Genomic DNA, 20,832 nt, shown 5'->3' on the forward strand with positions numbered 1-20,832 from the left:
CCTGCGGCGGCATCCGGCCGCCGCAGGTCGTTCCACTCCCTTTTTTTCCGGGGCATTTCATGCAAAATCAAATCGGCGCACGTAAGGGGTTTTCCCTGAGCGATCCACGTGTGCGCGCGTGGTTGTTCCAGATCATCACGGTGGTGTTCGTGGTCGGTCTGGGCTGGTACCTGTTCCATAACACCCAGACCAACCTGCAACATCGAGGCATCACCTCCGGCTTCGACTTCCTCGAGCGCAGCGCAGGCTTCGGTATCGCCCAGCACCTGATTCCCTATGTGGAATCGGACAGCTATGCGCGAGTGTTCGTCATCGGCTTGCTCAATACCTTGCTGGTGACCTTCATCGGTATCGTCCTGGCAACCCTGCTCGGCTTCATCATCGGTGTGGCCCGGCTGTCGTCCAACTGGATGATCAACAAGCTGGCGACGGTGTATGTGGAAGTGTTCCGCAACATTCCGCCGCTGCTGCAAATTCTCTTCTGGTACTTCGCGGTGTTCCTGACGTTGCCCGGACCACGCGGCAGCATCAACATCGACGACACGTTCTTCATCAGCAACCGTGGCCTGAACATGCCTGGCGCAACCGCTGCCGAGGGCTTCTGGCCGTTCGTGGTGGCCTTGGTCCTGGCGATCGTCGGCATCGCGCTGATGGTGCGCTATGCCAACAAGCGCTTCGATGAAACCGGCGTGCCGTTCCACAAGTTCTGGGTCGGCCTTGCCATGTTCATCGGTATTCCTGGCGTATGCGCGTTGCTGTTCGGCAGCCCTGTGCATTGGACGGTGCCTGAGCTCAAGGGCTTCAACTTCGTCGGTGGCTGGGTGCTGATTCCCGAGCTGCTGGCCCTGACCCTGGCGCTGACCATCTACACCGCGGCGTTCATCGCCGAAATCGTGCGTTCCGGCATCAAGTCCGTCAGCCACGGCCAGACCGAAGCGGCCCGTTCGCTGGGCCTGCGCGAGGGCCCGACCCTGCGCAAGGTGATCATTCCCCAGGCCCTGCGGGTAATCATCCCGCCGCTGACCAGCCAGTACCTGAACCTGGCGAAGAACTCCTCCCTGGCAGCCGGTATCGGCTACCCGGAGATGGTCTCGCTGTTCGCCGGTACCGTGCTCAACCAGACCGGCCAGGCCATCGAGGTGATCGCGATCACCATGAGTGTTTATCTCGCTATCAGCATCAGCATTTCCCTGCTGATGAACTGGTACAACAAGCGCATCGCGCTGATCGAGCGGTGAGGATACGCGCATGACGTCCCATGTTTTCAAACCCGACATGCCGCCACCGGTGAAGACCGTTGGCGTACTCGCCTGGATGCGGGCGAACCTGTTCTCCAGCTGGCTCAACACCCTGCTGACGCTGTTCGCCGTGTACCTGGTGTGGCTGATTCTGCCGCCGCTGTTGCAGTGGTCGATCATCGATGCCAACTGGAGCGGCACCACCCTGTCCGACTGCACCAAGGAAGGCGCCTGCTGGGTGTTCGTGCAGCAGCGTTTCGGTCAGTTCATGTACGGCTATTACCCAACCGAACTGCGCTGGCGCGTTGACCTGACCGTGTGGCTGGCCGTGCTCGGCGCAGCACCGCTGTTCATCAACCGCTTCCCGCGCAAGGCGGTATACGGCCTGGGCTTCCTGGTGCTGTACCCGATCCTGGCCTACACCCTGCTGCATGGCGGCCACTTCGGTCTGACGACCGTGCCGACCAGCCAGTGGGGCGGCCTGATGCTGACCCTGGTGATCGCCACCGTGGGTATCGTCGGCGCCTTGCCGCTGGGCATCCTGCTGGCGCTGGGGCGGCGTTCGAACATGCCGGCTGTGAAGGTGGTCTGCGTGACCTTCATCGAGTTCTGGCGCGGCGTGCCGCTGATCACCGTGCTGTTCATGTCTTCGGTAATGCTGCCGCTGTTCCTGCCTGAAGGCATGAGCTTCGACAAGCTGCTGCGGGCGATGATCGGCGTGATCCTGTTCCAGTCGGCGTATATCGCCGAGGTGGTGCGTGGTGGTCTGCAAGCCATTCCCAAGGGCCAGTACGAAGCCGCTGCGGCCATGGGCCTGGGCTACTGGCGCTCGATGGGCCTGGTGATCCTGCCCCAGGCGTTGAAGATGGTGATTCCCGGCATCGTCAACACCTTCATCGCGCTGTTCAAGGACACCAGCCTGGTGATCATCATCGGCCTGTTCGACCTGCTCAACAGCGTCAAGCAAGCCGCCGCCGACCCGGCCTGGCTGGGCATGGCGACCGAGGGCTATGTGTTCGCGGCCCTGGTGTTCTGGATTTTCTGTTTCGGTATGTCCCGCTACTCCATGCACCTGGAGCGCAAGCTGGACACTGGCCACAAGCGTTAGGAGTTTCGAAATGAGTGAAGCGATCAAGCAGCCTGCAGGCCCCGAAGGCATCATCCAGATGCAGGGCGTCAACAAGTGGTACGGCCAGTTCCACGTGCTCAAGGACATCAACCTGAACGTGCGCCAGGGCGAGCGCATCGTGCTGTGCGGGCCGTCCGGCTCGGGCAAGTCCACCACCATCCGTTGCCTGAACCGCCTGGAAGAGCACCAGCAAGGGCGTATCGTGGTCGATGGCGTGGAACTGACCAACGACCTCAAGCAGATCGAGGCGATCCGCCGCGAAGTGGGCATGGTGTTCCAGCACTTCAACCTGTTCCCGCACCTGACCATCCTGGAAAACTGCACCCTGGCCCCGATGTGGGTACGCAAGATGCCCAAGCGCAAGGCCGAGGAAATCGCCATGCACTTCCTGGAGCGCGTGCGTATTCCCGAGCAGGCGCACAAGTACCCAGGCCAGCTCTCTGGCGGTCAGCAACAGCGTGTGGCGATTGCCCGTGCGCTGTGCATGAAGCCGAAGATCATGCTGTTCGACGAGCCGACCTCGGCGCTGGACCCGGAAATGGTGAAGGAAGTGCTCGACACCATGGTCAGCCTGGCCGAAGACGGCATGACCATGCTCTGCGTGACCCACGAGATGGGCTTCGCCCGCACCGTGGCGAACCGGGTGATCTTCATGGACAAGGGCGAGATCGTCGAGCAAGCCTCGCCGGACGACTTCTTCGACCGTCCGCAAAGCGACCGCACCAAGCTGTTCCTGAGTCAGATCCTGCATTGATGCAATTGGGGCCGCGCTGCGGCCCATTCGCGCCGAACTGCCGCGAATGGGCTGCAGCGCAGCCCCAATGCGTTCGGTCTACTTCTCTTCTTTGTTGGTTACCGGCGCAGGTGGAGGCCGCAGCCCCACTTCGGCAACCAGCTTCAGTTGCTTCCCGTTGCGCATCACCTCGATCGCCACCTTCTCGGTGGGCTTGATGCGCGCCACCTGGTTCATCGAGCGGCGGCCATCGCCGGCCGGTTCGCCATTGATGCTCATGATCACGTCACCCAGCTGCAAGCCTGCGCGCTGTGCCGGGCCGTCGCGGAAGATACCCGCCACGACGATGCCAGGGCGCCCTTGCATACCAAACGACTCGGCCAATTCCTGGCTCAGCGGTTGCACCTCGATGCCCAGCCAGCCGCGAATCACCTGGCCGTGCTCGACGATCGACTTCATCACTTCCAGCGCCAGTTTTACCGGGATCGCGAAGCCGATGCCCTGGGAGCCGCCAGATTTGGAGAAGATCGCGGTGTTGATGCCGATCAGGTTGCCGTTGGCATCTACCAGCGCACCCCCGGAGTTGCCCGGGTTGATCGCAGCGTCGGTCTGGATGAAGTCCTCGTAGTTGTTCAGGCCCAGCTGGTTGCGCCCAGTGGCGCTGATGATGCCCATGGTCACGGTCTGGCCGACGCCGAACGGGTTGCCGATGGCCAGGGCGACGTCGCCGATATGGATATTGTCGGAGCGCCCGATGGTGATGGCCGGCAGGTTCTTCAGGTCGATCTTCAGGACGGCGAGGTCGGTTTCCGGGTCGCTGCCGATCACCCGAGCCAGGGTTTCGCGGCCGTCCTTGAGGGCCACGACGATCTGGTCGGCACCGCTGGTTACGTGGTTGTTGGTCAGCAGGTAGCCTTCCGGGCTCATGATCACCGCCGACCCCAGGCTCGACTCCCAGCGCCGCTGCTTGGGCAGGTTGTCGCCGAAGAAGCGGCGGAACTGTGGGTCTTCGAACAGTGGGTGGGCGCTCTTGTTCACCACCTTGGTGGTGTACAGGTTGGCCACCGCAGGCGCTGCGAGGGTCACCGCATCGGCATAGGACACCGGGCCTTGGACGATTCGCGAGCTCTGCGGTGCCTGTTGCAGATTGACGTCCTGGCTGGGCAGGCCGACCCATTCAGGAAAGCGCTGGATCACCAGCAGGGCGATCAGTACGCCGGTAAGCAGGGGCCATGCAAAGTAACGCAGAACCTTGAGCATCGAACGAATCCTGGGAGTGGGGCGGGGGCCTGTCAGCGGGGTGCGAGGGCTGATCGCGCGCGATGATACACCTGTGCCTGAGCAGCGTCTGCTACAAAGGGGTAAGCCCAAGCGTCAGGTCCAGTCGGCGGTCCGCGTGGCGTCGTGCCGGTTCCCCCGAACCGGGCGACAGCCCATAATGGCGGTCATTATAGGGGCCTTGAGCCCACGTAAGTGCCGAATTCGAGGAGATTTTCAATGGCCGTTGCCCTGAGCACCCTGGTCGAGGAAGCCGAGCGCTACTTGTCCAGCGCCAAGATCCAGGATTACTGCCCCAACGGCCTGCAGGTCGAAGGGCGTCCGCAGGTCAGCCGCATCGTCACTGGCGTTACCGCAAGCCAGGCGTTGCTGGACGCCGCCGTGGAAGCCGAAGCCGACCTGGTGCTGGTGCATCACGGTTACTTCTGGAAGGGCGAGAGCCCGTGCATCACCGGCATCAAGCAGCGTCGCATCAAGACCCTGCTCAAGCACGACATCAGCCTGCTGGCCTTCCACTTGCCGTTGGACGTGCACCCTGAGGTGGGCAACAACGTGCAGTTGGCGCGCCAGCTGGACATTACCGTGGAAGGGCCGCTGGACCCGGACAACCCGCGCGTGGTCGGCCTGGTCGGTTCGCTGGCCGAGCCGATGTCGGCCAGCGACTTCGCCCGCCGCGTGCGCGAGGTGATGGGGCGTGAGCCCCTGGTGGTGGAAGGCGAGGGCATGATCCGCCGGGTCGGCTGGTGCACCGGCGGGGGGCAGGGCTATATCGACAATGCCATTGCGGCGGGTGTCGACCTGTTCATCAGCGGCGAGGCGTCCGAACAGACCTTCCACAGTGCCCGGGAAAATGGCGTGAGCTTCATCGCCGCCGGGCACCACGCCACCGAACGCTATGGTGTGCAGGCGCTGGGCGACTACCTGGCCAAGCGCTTTGCCGTCGAGCATCTGTTCATCGATTGCCCGAATCCGATCTGACTCGGGTAGGGCTTCTTCGCGGACAAGCCCGCGCCTATAAACGCAGCGTCGCTTTCAGAAACATCGCAACCCCTGGAGGAGCGGGCTTGTCGGCGAACAAGGCACTACCGACAGGCCTGCCACGGCCAAACCCCCAGTCATATCCATAGACCGTTTCGATCTAGCGGCGCTCCTAAATAGAATCAGGCGCTGTGATAAAGTGGCTCGCTCGAACACGGCCCGCTGGCCGTCCATAAGATCGTTTTTCGTGAGTAGCCATGGTCGACAAACTGACGCACTTGAAACAGCTGGAGGCGGAGAGTATCCACATCATCCGCGAGGTGGCCGCCGAGTTCGACAACCCGGTGATGCTGTACTCGATCGGCAAGGACTCCGCCGTGATGCTGCACCTGGCGCGCAAGGCCTTCTTCCCGGGCAAGCTGCCCTTTCCGGTAATGCATGTCGACACCCGGTGGAAATTCCAGGAGATGTACCGCTTCCGCGACAAAATGGTCGAGGAGATGGGCCTGGAGCTGATTACCCACGTCAACCCCGAGGGCGTGGCGCAGGGTATCAACCCCTTCACCCATGGCAGCTCCAAGCACACCGACATCATGAAGACCCAGGGCCTGAAGCAGGCGCTGGACAAGCATGGCTTCGACGCCGCCTTCGGTGGCGCGCGCCGCGACGAAGAGAAGTCGCGGGCCAAGGAGCGCGTCTACTCGTTCCGCGACAGCAAGCACCGTTGGGACCCGAAGAACCAGCGCCCGGAGCTGTGGAACGTCTACAACGGCAAGGTCAACAAGGGCGAGTCGATCCGCGTATTCCCGCTGTCGAACTGGACCGAGCTGGACATCTGGCAGTACATCTACCTCGAAGGCATCCCGATCGTGCCGCTTTACTTCGCTGCCGAGCGTGAAGTGATCGAGAAGAACGGCACCCTGATCATGATCGACGACGAGCGTATCCTCGAGCACCTCAGCGACGAGGAGAAGGCGCGCATCGTCAAGAAGAAGGTGCGTTTCCGTACCCTGGGCTGCTACCCGTTGACGGGCGCTGTCGAGTCCGAGGCCGAGACGCTGACCGACATCATCCAGGAAATGCTTCTGACGCGTACTTCCGAGCGTCAGGGCCGGGTCATCGACCACGATGGCGCAGGCTCCATGGAAGACAAGAAACGTCAGGGCTACTTCTAATTTCAGGGTTACTCCATGTCGCACCAATCCGATTTGATCAGCGAAGACATCCTCGCTTATCTGGCTCAGCACGAGCGCAAAGAACTGCTGCGTTTCCTCACTTGCGGCAACGTGGATGACGGCAAGAGCACCCTGATCGGGCGCCTGCTGCATGACTCGAAGATGATCTACGAGGACCACCTCGAGGCCATCACCCGCGACTCGAAGAAGGTCGGTACCACAGGCGAGGAAGTCGATCTCGCGTTGCTGGTCGACGGCCTGCAGGCCGAGCGCGAGCAGGGCATCACCATTGATGTCGCGTACCGCTATTTCTCTACCGCCAAGCGCAAGTTCATCATCGCCGACACCCCGGGCCACGAGCAGTACACCCGCAACATGGCCACCGGTGCGTCCACCTGCGATCTGGCGATCATCCTGGTCGACGCCCGTTACGGCGTGCAGACCCAGACCCGCCGGCACAGCTACATCGCCTCGCTGCTGGGCATCAAGCACATCGTCGTCGCGATCAACAAGATGGACCTCAAGGGCTTCGACGAGCAGGTCTTCGAGTCGATCAAGGCCGACTACCTGAAGTTCGCCGACGCCATCGGCCTCAAGCCGTCGAGCCTGCACTTCGTGCCGATGTCGGCGCTCAAGGGCGACAACGTGGTCAACCGCAGCGAGCGTTCGCCGTGGTACACGGGCCCGGCGCTGATGGAAATTCTCGAAACCGTGGAAGTGTCGGCCGACCGCAACGTCACCGACCTGCGCTTCCCAGTGCAATACGTCAACCGCCCGAACCTGAACTTCCGCGGCTTCGCCGGCACTATCGCCAGTGGCGTGGTGCACAAGGGCGATGAAGTGGTGGTGCTGCCGTCGGGCAAGAGCAGCCGGGTCAAGTCCATCGTCACCTACGAAGGCGAGCTGGAAAACGCCGGCCCCGGCCAGGCGGTCACCCTGACCATGGAAGACGAGATCGACATCTCCCGTGGCGACTTGCTGGTGCATGCCGACAACGTTCCGCAGGTGGCCGACCAGTTCGACGCCATGCTGGTGTGGATGGCCGAGGAGCCGATGCTCCCAGGCAAGAAATACGACATCAAGCGCGCCACCAGCTACGTGCCGGGCTCGATCGCCAGCATCACCCACAAGGTCGATGTGAACACCTTGGAGCAGGGCGCTGCCAGCGCGCTGCAACTGAACGAGATCGGCCGGGTCAAGGTCGCCCTGGACGCCGCCATCGCCCTGGACGGCTACGACAGCAACCGCACCACCGGTGCGTTCATCGTCATCGACCGCCTGACCAACGGCACCGTGGGCGCCGGCATGATCATCGCCCCGCCGGTACTGCCGCATGGCAGCACTGGCCAGCACGGCAAGCTGGCCCACGTTTCCACCGAGGAACGTGCCCTGCGCTTCGGCCAGCAGCCAGCTACTGTGCTGTTCAGCGGCCTGTCGGGCGCGGGCAAGAGCACCCTGGCCTATGCCGTGGAACGCAAGCTGTTCGACATGGGCCGTGCGGTGTACGTGCTCGACGGCCAGAACCTGCGCCACGACCTGAACAAGGGCTTGCCGCAGGACCGCGCCGGTCGCACCGAGAACTGGCGCCGCGCCGCCCATGTGGCGCGCCAGTTCAACGAAGCCGGCCTGCTGACCCTGGCCGCCTTCGTCGCCCCGGATGCCGAAGGCCGCGAACAGGCCAAGGCGCTGATCGGCAAGGAGCGCTTGGTGACCGTATACGTCCAGGCCTCGCCACTGGCCTGCCGCGAGCGCGACCCGCAGGGGTTGTATGCCGCCGGTGGCGACAACATCCCGGGCGAGAGCTTCCCCTATGACGTGCCGCTGGATGCGGACCTGGTGATCGATACCCAGTCGGTCAGCGTCGATGAGGGTGTAAAACTGGTGCTGGATGTGCTGCGTCAGCGTGGCGCGATCTAAGCGTCAGCGATAAATAAAAAGCCCCGCTTTGGCGTAATGCTGTTCAGTTAAGCATTTGAGTCCAAGCCGGGCTTTCTAGAGAATCCGATACCAGCCTCCTGGTATCGGATTTTTTATGCCCATTCAGCAGCAATTGCTCGACCTCGGTGATCTCTTCAATTTCTCTGACCTCAGCACGTTCACCCAGAACATCCCTATCGAATGGGTCGCCAGTGCGCTTAATCTTTCTGCGCAAGCCACCATACGGCGCCGGCGCCTGCCGAGTGATCAGGTGCTTTGGCTGGTGCTGGGCATGGCCTTGTTCCGCGATGAGCCCGTGCATGAGGTGGCCAGACGCCTCAATATCTGTGCCCAAGGCCTGGCTTCCGATCAGTTGCTGGCGCGCAGCGGCGTAACCGAAGCGCGTAAACGACTGGGTGCTGACCCGGTCGAATTCTTGTTCCGCCAGACCGGCAGGCAATGGGGGTGCGAGCGATATGAAGGTGATGACTGGAACGGGTTGCAAGTGTTCGCAGTGGATGGCGCATTGCTGCGAACCCCTGATTCGCCTGAGCTGAGAGAACATTTTGGCTCTGGTAATACGGGTACCGAACGGCAAACACCTTTTCCGATGCTGCGCCTCGTTGCCTTGATGAATGTACGCTCTCACGTGATCCTCGACGCCCAGCTCAGCCCTTATCGCGGCAGTGAGATGCACTTGGCCGAAACCTTCCTCGGCCAGATTCCGGACAATTCGATCACGTTATTCGACAAAGGCTTTTGGGGGGCTGATTTGCTGCTGAGCGTTGCCGATGGGGGAAGCAATCGGCACTGGCTCACGCCGTCTCGCAAGAATCTGGTGATGGAGGAAGTCGAGCGCTATGGCGAGCATGATCGCCGCGTGCGGATGAAGGTCTCGCCTCAGGCACGTAAGCGAAACCCGAGCCTACCCCCATACTGGGAAGTGCGTGAAGTCAGCTATGAAAGCCAAGGGCAAGTCAGGTCGCTGCTCACTTCACTGCCAGCAGAGAGCTACAGCACAAGCGCTGTCGCAGAGCTGTACCTGGAGCGCTGGGAGATCGAGTTGGGCTTCCGGGACATCAAAAGCTCAATGCAACAGAATGCCGTGACGCTGCGCAGCAAGAAGGTCGACCTGATTTACCAAGAGGTCTGGGGGCTTTTACTGGCTTACAACATCATCCGTCGGGAAGCTAGCCAGGCCGCAATAGCCTTTGGCCGAACGCCTTCGGACATACGCTTCAAACCCGCCTGCCAGTACATTGCGGTGCAACTGATCGTCATGGCGGCGGCCAATCCGGTATCGGCAACAGGCAGAAGGTTGGCTGAGCTACGAGGAGGTATCGGAGGGATGTTTCTGGATCACCGTCCAAGGCCGGGAAGGCCAAGGACGGTGAAGATTTCCAAAACCCGGTATCCAGTGGATCGTAAGGCCGCTCCGCTTAAGTGAACAGCATTACCGCTTTGGCGGGGCTTTTTATTTTTTTTGGCATTTATTTGTAGATGGACTGTGAAATTCGGAAGCATCCTACGCCAGCTTATAGTCACCCTGTAGTAGATTTGGTTGTCGGAAAAGTCTGATTTCAGCGAGCAAGCGCTCTGCTGGATTTGTAGCGTTTAGATAACTACTGGGGGATGAATGAAACTTCGAGATGAATTAATGCCGCCGGCTCTTGATGAGCAGAAGGTTCAGCGACTGACTGAGCTGGCTTCAAGTATCGACTGTGGAGATCCTGAGCAGATGGCCTCCCAAGTAGATGCATTCAATCTAGAAGCCTCCACAAGTTTGGAGTTCTACGAATTCCAAGGCATTTACGGAGGGCAGGGGCACGAAACATGGGTTCGTACGCTGCTTGGAAACCGTTACGTGTGTTCAGTTCCGGATGTTACAAGGCCGGAACTGGTGGAGCTCGCACGCAGGGTAATGGAGTGTGATGGCGAAGAGCATGCGATTAATTTCTGGATGGAGATGTTGAGCATAAATACGTCAAATGAACGCATGTGCGAGTTGATTTTCTGGCCAAATGTTTATTTTGGTGATGAGGGCCTTTCGAGGGAGCTGACTCCGGACCAGGTTGTCGAAATAGCGCTCAGTACAGGAGCGGTGGGTGGTTGCGGTGCTTGAGTTAATCCCTTGTCGCTTAGAGCATCTTCCGTGATAGATGGGCGCGGAAGTGCCTTGCCCACCATTCGCTCCCTGGGACTTTTGACGTTCAATCTCAGGGTATTTCTTGGCCTAGCCGGGCTTAACTGCTGGTGAGGAGAGACGCAGTCTCGCGGAGCTAGGGTCGCGATCCTAAGGGTCAGGAATTCTTGAAGCTGTCTTTGCCGTTTGCCAACCGCCATTCCTTCACGATCCTGATAATCTGTTCCAGTTCACCGTCCTCTTCGGTGGCAGGCCTGTAGATGAGGTTTATGCCAGAAGGATGCTCTGTTACATTTCTAAAGTGCATTAATAAAGGTGATAAAACTTTTTCTGGTTCGTCCTCGTTGGCTCTTTCAATTTCATGCAGGAATGCCAGGAATTCCTGTTCCGTATAATCGCTAAGTTTGTTTTTTAATTGCATTGGTTGGTGTCCTGGTTTTGGGGGTGGTTGGCTAATCTCTTGAGGGGGACTATTGTTTGTCTGAGAGGCTGCTCTCAGTATCTTTTGGTGTTGCGCAGCGCTGCATGTATGGGGCTATGTCGCATTTGAGCTGCCTTTCGTGATGTATTGATAGAGCTCGGGCTTGCGCCGCAGCCTGTGAGAGTTGTGTAGAGGGATGCCGTATTTTTCATTGGGTTTTGATTTTTTTGCTTAGCGTATTGCCGAGGGCGATTATGCCTGTCATGGAGCTGGGAATTTTGTGTTCATCTTGTAAGGAGTTTCGTGTGCTGGCGTAGGAGTCGGATTCGGGAACTCGCATCAAATATGTTTTTCCACCACTGGCACCACCCGCCGCTCCTTCACCGCCTTGTACGAAAAGCTCGAGTAGATCTCCTTCACCCCCGGCAACGTCTGCAACACCTCCCGGGCGAACTCGCCGAACGACTCTAGGTCGCGCGCCAATATCTCCAGCAGGAAGTCATAGCGCCCCGAGACGTTATGGCAGGCAACGATTTCGGGAATGTCCATTAGCCGCTGCTCGAACGCTCGCGCGGCATCCTTGTTGTGCGATTCCATCATGATGCTGACGAACGCCGTCACCCCGAACCCCAGGGACTTCGGTGAGAGCGTGGCTTGGTAGCCGGTGATGTAGCCGTTCTCCTCCAGCAACTTGACCCGCCGCCAGCACGGCGAGGTGGTCAGTGACACTTGGTCGGCCAGTTCGGCGACGGTGAGGCGGGCGTTGTCCTGCAGGGCGGCGAGCAGTGCGCGGTCGATGCGGTCGAGAGGTGCTGGCATGGTTTGCCCTTTGATATATGGAATTGTTGTTTTTGTTCTAAAAAATGCGTTTTGCGAAGGCTAAATTGGAAAAAAATCCAGTGTGTCCAGGCATAAGCTTAGAACAAACAACAAGGAGTCAGTTGTCATGCGTGGCGCCAACGACAAGACCGGTTTTTCCACCCGTGCCATCCACCACGGCTACGACCCGCAGTCCCACGGCGGGGCGCTGGTGCCGCCGGTGTACCAGACCGCCACCTACGCCTTCCCCTCGGTCGAGTACGGTGCCGCGTGTTTCGCCGGGGAGGCGGGCGGGCACTTCTACAGCCGCATCTCCAACCCGACCCTGGCCCTGCTGGAGCAACGCATGGCCGCACTGGAAGGCGGCGAGGCCGGGCTGGCCCTGGCGTCGGGCATGGGCGCCATCACCTCGACCCTGTGGACCCTGCTGCGCCCAGGCGATGAGTTGATCGTCGGCAACACCCTGTACGGCTGCACCTTCGCCTACCTGCACCACGGCATCGGCGAGTTCGGTGTGAAGGTGCGCCACGTCGACCTCAACGACCTGGCGGCGCTCAAGGCGGCGATCGGCAAGAGGACTCGGATGATCTACTTCGAAAGCCCGGCCAACCCCAACATGCACCTGGTGGACATCGCCGCCGTGGCGGGCGTGGCCCAGGGGCACGACCTGCACATCGTGGTCGACAACACCTACTGCACCCCCTACCTGCAACGCCCGCTGGAGCTGGGCGCCGACCTGGTGGTGCACTCGGCGACCAAGTACCTGAGCGGCCATGGCGATATCACGGCGGGGCTGGTGGTCGGGCGCCAGGCGCTGGTCGAGCGAATTCGCCTGCAAGGGCTGAAGGACATGACCGGCGCGGTGCTTTCGCCGCACGATGCGTCGCTGTTGATGCGCGGCATCAAGACCCTGGCGCTACGCATGGACCGGCACTGCGCCAATGCCCAGCAGGTGGCGCAGTACCTGGCGCGCCAGCCGCAGGTGGAGGTGCTGCACTACCCAGGGTTGCCGTCGTTCCCGCAGTACGCGCTTGCGCAGCGGCAGATGCGTTTGCCCGGCGGGATGATCGCCTTCGAGCTCAAGGGCGGCATCCAGGCGGGGCGGCGGTTCATGAATGCCTTGCAGCTGTTCAGCCGGGCGGTGAGCCTGGGGGATGCCGAGTCGCTGGCGCAGCATCCGGCGAGCATGACCCACTCGAGCTACACGCCTGAGCAGCGAACGCAGCATGGGATCTCAGAGGGGTTGGTGCGGTTGTCGGTGGGGTTGGAGGATGTCGATGACTTGCTGGCGGATGTGGCGCAGGCTTTGAAGGCCTGTGCCTGAATCGCTGTGCCCCCATCGCAGGGGCAGTCCAGGAGTCAGCGCTGTCCCTTGCAGGATCGGGCTTGCTCCGCGATAGGGGCGCCGCTTTTCCACCAGACACAAAAAAGGCCGCTCGCGCGGCCTTCGTCGGTTTCAGCGCCTCAACGCTTCAACCCGTAGCTCTCGTCGAGCATGCCCGGCGAGTTTGGCGCCTTGGGGGCGTAGTCGCGTGGCACCTCGGCGGTGTCCTTCGGCGGGGTCAGGCGGTCACGCGGGCCCTGCGCTGCGTCCGAGTGCAGGGATGCGAGCAGGCGCTGACGGGTCAGTTCGTCCAAGGCCAGGCGGTTGGCACCATCGGCCAGGTGTTCCTGGACGTCCTGGTAGCTCTGGGTCAATTTCTTCACCAGGGCGGCAGTGCTGTTGAAGTGGGTTACCACTTCGTTCTGGTAGTTGTCGAAACGCTGCTGGATGTCGTCCAGCTGGCGTTGCGTACTGCTGGGCGCAGCGTTGGGCAGCAGGCGGGCCAGCGCGAAACCGGCGGCGACACCAATGACCAGGGCCAGGGTCGGCAGCAACCAAACAAGGAGCGAGTGTTCCACGAGTCCTTCCTCTATAAACGGCTTTGCTTTACGTTAACGGCTCAGACCTGCGCTGTATACCGCGAGCAATCGCAAATATGTCAGAACAGAATACCTCAGCTAGACGAGTCGACCCCTCTCGAGGTCACGGAGTTGTGCCTTGCTTATTCGTGAAACCCCCTTGTTCATCGATGGCCCCGTCGGCCAGTTGGAAGCTTTGTACCAGGATGTGGCCGAGCCGCGCGGTGCAGTGCTGATCTGTCATCCCAACCCGGTCCAGGGCGGCACCATGCTCAACAAGGTGGTGTCGACCGTGCAGCGCACCGCCCGCGATGCAGGCTATATCACCCTGCGCTTCAACTATCGCGGCGTTGGCCAGAGCGCCGGTAGTCATGACATGGGGGCCGGTGAAGTGGCCGATGCCGAGGCTGCCATGGCTTGGCTGCGGGCGAGCCACCCTGGGCTGCCGCTCCTGTTGATGGGCTTCTCCTTCGGTGGCTTCGTCGCCGCCAGCCTGGCTGGGCGCCTGGAGGCGGCCGGCGTCGAGCTGCAACAGCTGTTCATGATCGCCCCGGCGGTGATGCGTCTGACCGCTGAATTCCCGCTGCCCGAGCGCTGCGCCTTGACCGTGGTGCAGCCAGAGACCGACGAAGTGGTGGACCCGCAGCTGGTTTACGATTGGTCCGACGCGCTCACGCGCCCCCATGAGCTGCTGAAAGTGGCAGAATGCGGACACTTCTTCCATGGCAAGCTGACCGACCTGAAGGATCTGCTGCTGCCACGCCTAACGAACTGAGCCAAGCCTGAATAAGCGAACACCCATGACCACGCGTATCCTCACCGGTATCACCACCACCGGCACCCCGCACCTGGGCAACTACGCCGGCGCCATCCGCCCGGCGATCCTCGCCAGCCAGCAACCGGGTGCCGACTCGTTCTACTTCCTGGCCGACTATCATGCGCTGATCAAGTGCGACGACCCGCTGCGCATCCAGCGCTCGCGCCTGGAAATCGCCGCCACCTGGCTGGCCGGTGGCCTGGACCCGGAGAAGGTCACCTTCTACCGCCAGTCCGACATCCCGGAAATTCCCGAGCTCACCTGGCTGCTGACCTGCGTCGCTGGCAAGGGCCTGCTCAACCGCGCCCATGCCTACAAGGCCTCGGTGGACAAGAACATCGAAAACGGCGAAGACCCGGACGCCGGCGTGACCATGGGCCTGTTCAGCTACCCGGTGCTGATGGCGGCGGACATCCTGATGTTCAACGCGCACAAGGTGCCGGTCGGTCGCGACCAGATCCAGCATGTGGAAATGGCCCGCGACATCGCCCAGCGCTTCAACCACCTGTTCGGTCAGGGCAAGGAGTTCTTCGTGCTGCCGGAAGCGGCCATCGAGGAAACCGTGGCTACGTTGCCGGGCCTTGACGGGCGCAAGATGTCCAAGAGCTACGACAACACCATCCCGCTGTTCAGCAGTGCCAAGGACATGAAGGACGCGATCTCGCGCATCGTCACCGACTCGCGCGCCCCCGGCGAGCCGAAGGATGCCGACAACTCGCACCTGTTCACCCTGTTCCAGGCCTTCTCCACCCCGGCGCAGGCCGGCGAGTTCCGTGAAGAGCTGCAACAGGGGCTGGGCTGGGGCGAGGCCAAGCAGCGCCTGTTCCAATTGCTCGACGGCCAGCTGGGCGAGGCGCGCGAACGCTATCACCAGTTGATCGCACGTCCGGCGGACCTTGAAGACATCCTCCTGGCGGGTGCCGCCAAGGCCCGCAAGACCGCCACGCCGTTCCTCGAACAACTGCGCGAGGCGGTCGGCCTGCGTTCGTTCCGCAGCATTGTGCAAAGCGGCGCCGAAACGAAGAAGAAGGCCGCCAAGCGTGCGCGCTTCGTCAGCTTCCGCGACGACGATGGCAGCTTCCGCTTTCGCCTGCTGGCCGCCGACGGCGAGCAGTTGCTGCTGTCGCGCAGCTTCGCCGATGGCAAGAGCGCCGGTGCGGTGAGCAAGCAGTTGCAGCAGGGTGGTGACGCCGATATTCGCGTCGAAGGGCTGGGCTTCTCGTTGTGGCTGGCCGGCGAGCAGATTGCCGACGGACCGCAGTTCGACGATGAAAGTAGCCGCGACGCGGCCATCCAAAGCCTGCGTGCGGCGTTGGAGCCTCAGCAGGACTGACATTCAGCGTGTAGGAGCGGGCTTGCCCGCGAACCGGAGCGAAGCGTTGGCCATCGCCGCAGTGTCGCACTCGCGGGCAAGGCCGCTCCTACAGGATGCGCTCCAGTCTGTAGATGGCCATATGTATCATTGCCATTATGCGGGCCGGTCGCTAAAGTGACGGCCCGTTTTTTGTTGCCTCGCTAACGAATCATGACGCCCCTAGAACGATATCAAGCAGATCTCAAACGCCCAGACTTCTTCCATGACGCGGCGCAGGAAACGGCGGTGCGTCATCTCCAGCGTCTGTACGACGACCTGGTCGCGGCGCAGAACAACAAGCCGGGCATGTTCGGCAAGCTGTTCGGCAAGAAGGAGCAGACCCCGGTCAAGGGCCTGTATTTCTGGGGCGGGGTAGGCCGGGGCAAGACCTACCTGGTGGACACCTTCTTCGAGGCGTTGCCATTCCAGGAGAAGATGCGCACCCACTTCCACCGCTTCATGAAGCGCGTGCACGAGGAAATGAAAACCCTCAAGGGAGAGAAGAACCCGCTGACGATCATCGCCAAGCGCTTTTCCCAGGAAGCCCGGGTGATCTGCTTCGATGAATTCTTCGTCTCGGACATCACCGACGCGATGATCCTCGGCACCTTGATGGAAGAGTTGTTCAAGAACGGCGTATCGCTGGTGGCGACCTCCAACATCGTTCCGGACGGTCTGTACAAGGACGGCCTGCAGCGCGCGCGCTTCCTGCCGGCCATCGCCATGATCAAGCAGTACACCGACGTGGTGAACGTCGACAGTGGCGTCGACTACCGCCTGCGTCACCTGGAGCAGGCCGAACTGTTCCACTTCCCGCTCAACGATGAGGCCCACCAGAGCATGCGCGCCAGCTTCAAGGCGCTAACGCCGGAGTGCACCGCAGCCGTCGAGAACGACGTGCTGATGATCGAGAATCGCCCGATTCACGCCCTGCGTACCTGCGACGACGTTGCCTGGTTCGACTTCCGCGCCCTGTGCGACGGGCCCCGCAGCCAGAACGACTACATCGAACTGGGCAAGATCTTCCATGCCGTGCTGCTGAGCAACGTCGAGCAGATGGGCGTGACCACCGATGATATCGCCCGGCGCTTCATCAACATGGTCGACGAGTTCTACGACCGCAACGTCAAGCTGATCATCTCGGCCGAGGTGGAGCTCAAGGACCTGTACACCGGCGGGCGCCTGAGCTTCGAGTTCCAGCGCACCCTGAGCCGCTTGCTGGAAATGCAGTCCCACGAGTTCCTGGCGCGCGCGCACAAGCCTTGAGGCAGTGGGGCAGTTTGTAAAAAAAAAGCCAGAGCAACTGCTCTGGCTTTTTGCTGGTGGATCACAGGAAGTCTTCAGGCCTCCTGCATGAACTGCTGCCGATACTGGTTCGGCGACAGCTCCGTGTGCTGGCGGAACAGCCGGGCGAAGAAGCTCGCGTCGTCGTAACCCACTTCGTAGCTGATGGTCTTGATGCTCTTGCGGGTACTGGAGAGCAAGCCTTTCGCTGTCTCGATCCTCAGCCGTTGCAGGTAATGCAGCGGCTTGTCGCCAGTGGCGCTCTGGAAACGTCGCATGAAGTTGCGAATGCTCATGCCGTGGTTGCGTGCCACGTCCTCGAAGCGGAACTTGTCGGCGAAGTGTTCCTCCAGCCAGTGCTGGATCTGCAGGATGATCAGGTCCTGGTGCAGCTTCTGCCCGCCAAAGCCCATGCGGCCAGGGGTGTAGTTGCGTTGCACTTCGTAGAGGATGTCGCGGGCCACGGCCCGGGCAACGTTGGCCCCGCAGAAACGCTCGATCAGGTAGATGTACAGGTCGCAGGCCGAGGTGGTGCCGCCTGCGCAGTACAGGTTGTCGGCGTCGGTCAGGTGCTTGTCCTGGTTCAACCGCACCTTGGGGAAGCGTTCGGCAAAACTGCTGAAGAAGCGCCAGTAGGTAGTTGCCTCCTTGCCCTCGAGCAGGCCCGCTTCGGCCAGCCAGAACACGCCGCTTGCCTCGCCGCACAGCACCGCGCCGCGGGCATGCTGTTCACGCAGCCAGGGCAGGACTTGCGGGTAGCGTTGCAGGAGGTTGTCGAAGTCGTCCCAGAAGGCCGGGAGGATGATGATGTCAGCGGCGTCGAGGCCGCCATCGACCGGTAGCTGCACATCGCTGAAGCTGTCCACGGGCTGTCCGTCAGGGCTGACCAGGTGGATCTCGAACATCGGCTGCAAGCCCAGGCCCAGCTGCTTGCTGTAGCGCAGGCTGGCCAGGTGGAAGAAATCCTTGGCCTGCATCAGGGTCGAGGCGAACACTTTGTCGATGGCCAGGATGCTGACGCGCCGCAACGACGCGGTGGGTTGGGTAAACATCATTGTCATTGTTCTTATAAGGTAGAAAGGTCAGTTACCGGCTGGATCGTCTTATTTTTTGGCGGTTGTGTCTAGCCCGGAGCGTCGCGGTGTGTCCATTCGCGGACAAGCCCGCTCCTACAGGTATCTCAGAACCCTCTTAGGCGCGGGCTTGTCCGCGAAACGCTTGGCGAAGATGCCGGATCAAGGCGCCGGGTTCGGCTGCCCTTGGTGAATCGCTTCGATCGCTGCCAGCAACTCGTCGCCCAGTTGCAGTTCGAGGCTGTCCAGGTTGGCTTGCAGTTGTACAAGGTCGGTCGCGCCAATGATGTTGCTGGTCACGAACGGCTGGCGGGTGACGAACGCCAGGGCCATCTGCGCCGGGTCCAGGCCATGCTCGCGGGCCAATTGCACATAGCGGCTGCACGCGGCCACGGTCTGTGGGTTGGAGTAGCGGGCGAAGCGGCTGAACCGGGTCAGGCGACCCTTCTCGGGGCGCGCGCCGTTCTCGTACTTGCCCGAGAGCATGCCGAACGCCAACGGCGAATAGGCCAGCAGCCCGCACTGTTCGCGAATGGCGACTTCCGCAAGTCCCACCTCGAAGCTGCGGTTGAGCAGGTTGTAGGGGTTCTGGATCGACACCGCCCGCGGCCAGCCACGGACTTCGGCCAGGTGCAGGAACTTCATGGTGGCCCACGGGGTTTCGTTGGACAGGCCGATATGGCGGACCTTGCCCGCGCGCACCTGCTCGTCGAGGACCTCCAGGGTCTCTTCCAGCGGGGTGAACAGGTCGTTGGGCAGGTGCTGGTAGCCCAGCTTGCCGAAGAAGTTGGTGCTGCGCTCGGGCCAGTGCAACTGGTAGAGGTCGATGCGGTCGGTCTGCAGGCGCGCAAGGCTTGCGTCAAGGGCCGCGACGATATGCTGGCGGTTGTGCTTGAGCTGGCCGTCGCGGATATGGCTGATGCCGTTGCCGGGGCCGGCGACCTTGCTGGCCAGTACCCAGTCGTCGCGGTCGCCGTTGGCAGCGAACCAGTTGCCGATGATGCGCTCGGTGGCGGCGTAGGTTTCCGGGCGAGGCGGTACCGGGTACATCTCGGCGGTGTCGATGAAATTGATACCGCGAGCCTTGGCCAGGGCTATTTGCTCGAAAGCTTGCGCTTGGGTGTTCTGTTCGCCCCAGGTCATGGTGCCCAGGCACAAGGCGCTGACGTCGAGGTCGGTACGGCCGAGCTTGCGTTTTTCCATCGGAGAGGCTTCCTGCTGACGTAAGGAGTTCATAAAAGCAGGTTGAAATTCTTTGCGCAATCTGGATAATCCTCCCCCTCTCCGTGTGGCGGAAGTGATGCACCACCATGCAGGAGGAACCCTGTCGAACATTGGTCGCGCCGACCCGAGCCCCCACTTAGCGCCCAATGCGAGGCTGCGCGCTTGCCCTTGGCAAGCTGTGCACTATCCAGTAAGATTCGCCGTCTATTTTTCGCTGGGCGGCCTCTGAGGCTTTAGAGAATGAAAACTTTTACTGCTAAACCGGAAACAGTAAAGCGCGACTGGTACGTAGTTGACGCCGCTGGTCAGACCCTGGGTCGTCTGGCTACCGAAATCGCTCGTCGCCTGCGTGGCAAGCACAAAGCTGAATACACCCCTCACGTTGACACCGGCGACTACATCGTCGTCATCAACGCCGAGCAGGTTCGTGTGACTGGCGCCAAGTCTTCGGACAAAATGTACTACTCCCACTCCGGCTTCCCAGGTGGCATCAAGGAAATCAGCTTCGAGAAGCTGATCGACAAGGCCCCTGAGCGCGTCATCGAGACCGCGGTCAAAGGCATGCTGCCTAAGAACCCACTGGGTCGCGACATGTACCGCAAGCTGAAAGTGTACGCGGGTGCTACCCACCCTCACACTGCTCAGCAGCCTCAAGAACTGAAGATCTAACGGGATAGTTCATTATGTCGGCGACTCAAAATTACGGCACTGGCCGTCGCAAGACCGCAACCGCTCGCGTATTCCTGCGTCCGGGCACTGGTAACATCTCCATCAACAACCGTTCTCTGGACGTGTTCTTCGGTCGTGAAACCGCTCGCATGGTTGTTCGTCAGCCGCTCGAGCTGACCGAAACCGTCGAGAAGTTCGACATCTACGTCACCGTTTCCGGTGGTGGTGTCAGCGGCCAGGCCGGTGCGATCCGTCACGGTATCACCCGCGCTCTGATGGAGTACGACGAAACCCTGCGTGGCGCTCTGCGTCGTGCTGGCTACGTCACCCGCGACGCTCGCGAAGTCGAGCGTAAGAAAGTGGGTCTGCGTAAAGCGCGTAAGCGTCCTCAGTACTCCAAGCGTTAATACCGCTTCGGCAGTCGAAAAAAGCCCGGTTCCTTTTTGGAACCGGGCTTTTTTTATGTCTTGAACTAACCTGTCAGCATGTCGATGGCAACGCTCGGTATAGACGCAGATCAAGCAAAGCGAGGGTTACAGTCCGGGAGGGGGGTAATCACCTTGTCACTGTGTGGATTTGTTTCTTACCATTGCGACCAATTTTTAGCGCCACAGACATTACTAAGTAGATGCCTGATTCAACAGGCCGGAAGAAAGCTGATGGGAGAGGACTGAATGA

Annotated in this window: 20 protein-coding genes; 14 read left to right on the forward strand and 6 right to left on the reverse strand. The window is 61.1% G+C overall.

The genetic code is table 11. The annotated features are described in order from the left end of the window. The first annotated feature begins 59 nt into the window (after positions 1-59). The 3 genes from RAC97_RS17050 to RAC97_RS17060 are packed head-to-tail and all read left to right on the forward strand — an operon-like array spanning position 60 to position 3,121. Entirely contained in the window at positions 60-1,238 is a 1,179-nt protein-coding gene (locus RAC97_RS17050) for an amino acid ABC transporter permease (protein ID WP_375100738.1), read from the forward strand. A 10-nt stretch (positions 1,239-1,248) separates the two neighbouring features. Next, the gene (locus RAC97_RS17055) at positions 1,249-2,346 is read left to right on the forward strand and encodes an amino acid ABC transporter permease (protein WP_375100739.1); all 1,098 of its coding nucleotides are present in this window, start codon (positions 1,249-1,251) and stop codon (positions 2,344-2,346) included. 10 nt (positions 2,347-2,356) lie between these two features. After that, positions 2,357-3,121: an amino acid ABC transporter ATP-binding protein gene (locus RAC97_RS17060; RefSeq protein WP_375100740.1), complete on the forward strand. Its 765-nt coding sequence runs from the start codon at positions 2,357-2,359 to the stop codon at positions 3,119-3,121. Between the two features lie 78 nt (positions 3,122-3,199). Here the strand turns inward: RAC97_RS17060 and algW are convergent, their stop codons facing one another. Then, a complete protein-coding gene (gene algW, locus RAC97_RS17065; protein ID WP_375100741.1) occupies positions 3,200-4,360 on the reverse strand; it encodes a Do family serine endopeptidase AlgW in 1,161 nt (386 codons plus the stop codon). A 237-nt stretch (positions 4,361-4,597) separates the two neighbouring features. On the opposite strand from algW, the gene RAC97_RS17070 reads away from it, so the two are divergent. The 5 genes from RAC97_RS17070 to RAC97_RS17090 all read left to right on the forward strand — a co-directional run bounded on the left by RAC97_RS17070 (position 4,598) and on the right by RAC97_RS17090 (position 10,570). Beyond that, on the forward strand, positions 4,598-5,356 hold the full coding sequence (locus tag RAC97_RS17070; protein ID WP_375100742.1) for a Nif3-like dinuclear metal center hexameric protein: 759 nt from the start codon (positions 4,598-4,600) through the stop codon (positions 5,354-5,356). A gap of 257 nt (positions 5,357-5,613) precedes the next feature. After that, on the forward strand, positions 5,614-6,531 hold the full coding sequence (gene cysD / locus RAC97_RS17075) for a sulfate adenylyltransferase subunit CysD (protein ID WP_375100743.1): 918 nt from the start codon (positions 5,614-5,616) through the stop codon (positions 6,529-6,531). Positions 6,532-6,546: 15 nt separating this feature from the next. Beyond that, positions 6,547-8,448: a sulfate adenylyltransferase subunit CysN gene (gene cysN, locus RAC97_RS17080; RefSeq protein WP_375100744.1), complete on the forward strand. Its 1,902-nt coding sequence runs from the start codon at positions 6,547-6,549 to the stop codon at positions 8,446-8,448. Between the two features lie 115 nt (positions 8,449-8,563). Then, positions 8,564-9,895, forward strand: a complete 1,332-nt coding sequence (locus RAC97_RS17085) for an IS4 family transposase (protein WP_375100745.1) — start codon at positions 8,564-8,566, stop codon at positions 9,893-9,895. Positions 9,896-10,084: 189 nt separating this feature from the next. Then, positions 10,085-10,570: a hypothetical protein gene (locus RAC97_RS17090; RefSeq protein WP_375100746.1), complete on the forward strand. Its 486-nt coding sequence runs from the start codon at positions 10,085-10,087 to the stop codon at positions 10,568-10,570. Between the two features lie 178 nt (positions 10,571-10,748). On the opposite strand, the gene RAC97_RS17095 is transcribed toward RAC97_RS17090, so the two are convergent. Both RAC97_RS17095 and RAC97_RS17100 read right to left on the reverse strand, forming a co-directional pair. Beyond that, positions 10,749-11,012, reverse strand: a complete 264-nt coding sequence (locus RAC97_RS17095) for a bacteriocin immunity protein (RefSeq protein ID WP_375100747.1) — start codon at positions 11,010-11,012, stop codon at positions 10,749-10,751. Between the two features lie 339 nt (positions 11,013-11,351). Continuing rightward, entirely contained in the window at positions 11,352-11,831 is a 480-nt protein-coding gene (locus RAC97_RS17100) for an Lrp/AsnC family transcriptional regulator (RefSeq protein ID WP_375100748.1), read from the reverse strand. Between the two features lie 127 nt (positions 11,832-11,958). Here RAC97_RS17100 and RAC97_RS17105 point away from each other — a divergent pair, with 127 nt between their 5' ends. Beyond that, a complete protein-coding gene (locus RAC97_RS17105; RefSeq protein ID WP_375100749.1) occupies positions 11,959-13,155 on the forward strand; it encodes a methionine gamma-lyase in 1,197 nt (398 codons plus the stop codon). Positions 13,156-13,295: 140 nt separating this feature from the next. On the opposite strand, the gene RAC97_RS17110 is transcribed toward RAC97_RS17105, so the two are convergent. Beyond that, positions 13,296-13,733 (reverse strand): YhcB family protein, encoded by a 438-nt coding sequence (locus RAC97_RS17110; RefSeq protein ID WP_375100750.1) that lies wholly within the window; start codon positions 13,731-13,733, stop codon positions 13,296-13,298. Between the two features lie 139 nt (positions 13,734-13,872). Between RAC97_RS17110 and RAC97_RS17115 the strand changes: the two genes are divergently transcribed. The 3 genes from RAC97_RS17115 to zapE all read left to right on the forward strand — a co-directional run bounded on the left by RAC97_RS17115 (position 13,873) and on the right by zapE (position 17,170). Next, the gene (locus RAC97_RS17115) at positions 13,873-14,508 is read left to right on the forward strand and encodes an alpha/beta hydrolase (protein WP_375100751.1); all 636 of its coding nucleotides are present in this window, start codon (positions 13,873-13,875) and stop codon (positions 14,506-14,508) included. A gap of 25 nt (positions 14,509-14,533) precedes the next feature. Continuing rightward, positions 14,534-15,883 carry a tryptophan--tRNA ligase gene (locus RAC97_RS17120; protein ID WP_375100752.1) on the forward strand — a complete coding sequence of 450 codons (1,350 nt, stop codon included), beginning with the start codon at positions 14,534-14,536 and terminating at the stop codon, positions 15,881-15,883. A gap of 192 nt (positions 15,884-16,075) precedes the next feature. Next, entirely contained in the window at positions 16,076-17,170 is a 1,095-nt protein-coding gene (gene zapE, locus RAC97_RS17125; protein WP_375100753.1) for a cell division protein ZapE, read from the forward strand. A 74-nt stretch (positions 17,171-17,244) separates the two neighbouring features. On the opposite strand, the gene RAC97_RS17130 is transcribed toward zapE, so the two are convergent. Continuing rightward, on the reverse strand, positions 17,245-18,141 hold the full coding sequence (locus RAC97_RS17130) for a GlxA family transcriptional regulator (protein WP_375100758.1): 897 nt from the start codon (positions 18,139-18,141) through the stop codon (positions 17,245-17,247). 282 nt (positions 18,142-18,423) lie between these two features. Next, entirely contained in the window at positions 18,424-19,464 is a 1,041-nt protein-coding gene (locus tag RAC97_RS17135) for an NADP(H)-dependent aldo-keto reductase (protein ID WP_375100754.1), read from the reverse strand. A 261-nt stretch (positions 19,465-19,725) separates the two neighbouring features. Between RAC97_RS17135 and rplM the strand changes: the two genes are divergently transcribed. Then, positions 19,726-20,154 carry a 50S ribosomal protein L13 gene (gene rplM, locus RAC97_RS17140; RefSeq protein ID WP_375100755.1) on the forward strand — a complete coding sequence of 143 codons (429 nt, stop codon included), beginning with the start codon at positions 19,726-19,728 and terminating at the stop codon, positions 20,152-20,154. A 14-nt stretch (positions 20,155-20,168) separates the two neighbouring features. Next, positions 20,169-20,561: a 30S ribosomal protein S9 gene (gene rpsI / locus RAC97_RS17145; RefSeq protein ID WP_003260797.1), complete on the forward strand. Its 393-nt coding sequence runs from the start codon at positions 20,169-20,171 to the stop codon at positions 20,559-20,561. The last annotated feature ends 271 nt before the right edge of the window (positions 20,562-20,832 follow it).

The organism is Pseudomonas sp. LS_2, assembly GCF_042709235.1.
Lineage (GTDB): Bacteria > Pseudomonadota > Gammaproteobacteria > Pseudomonadales > Pseudomonadaceae > Aquipseudomonas.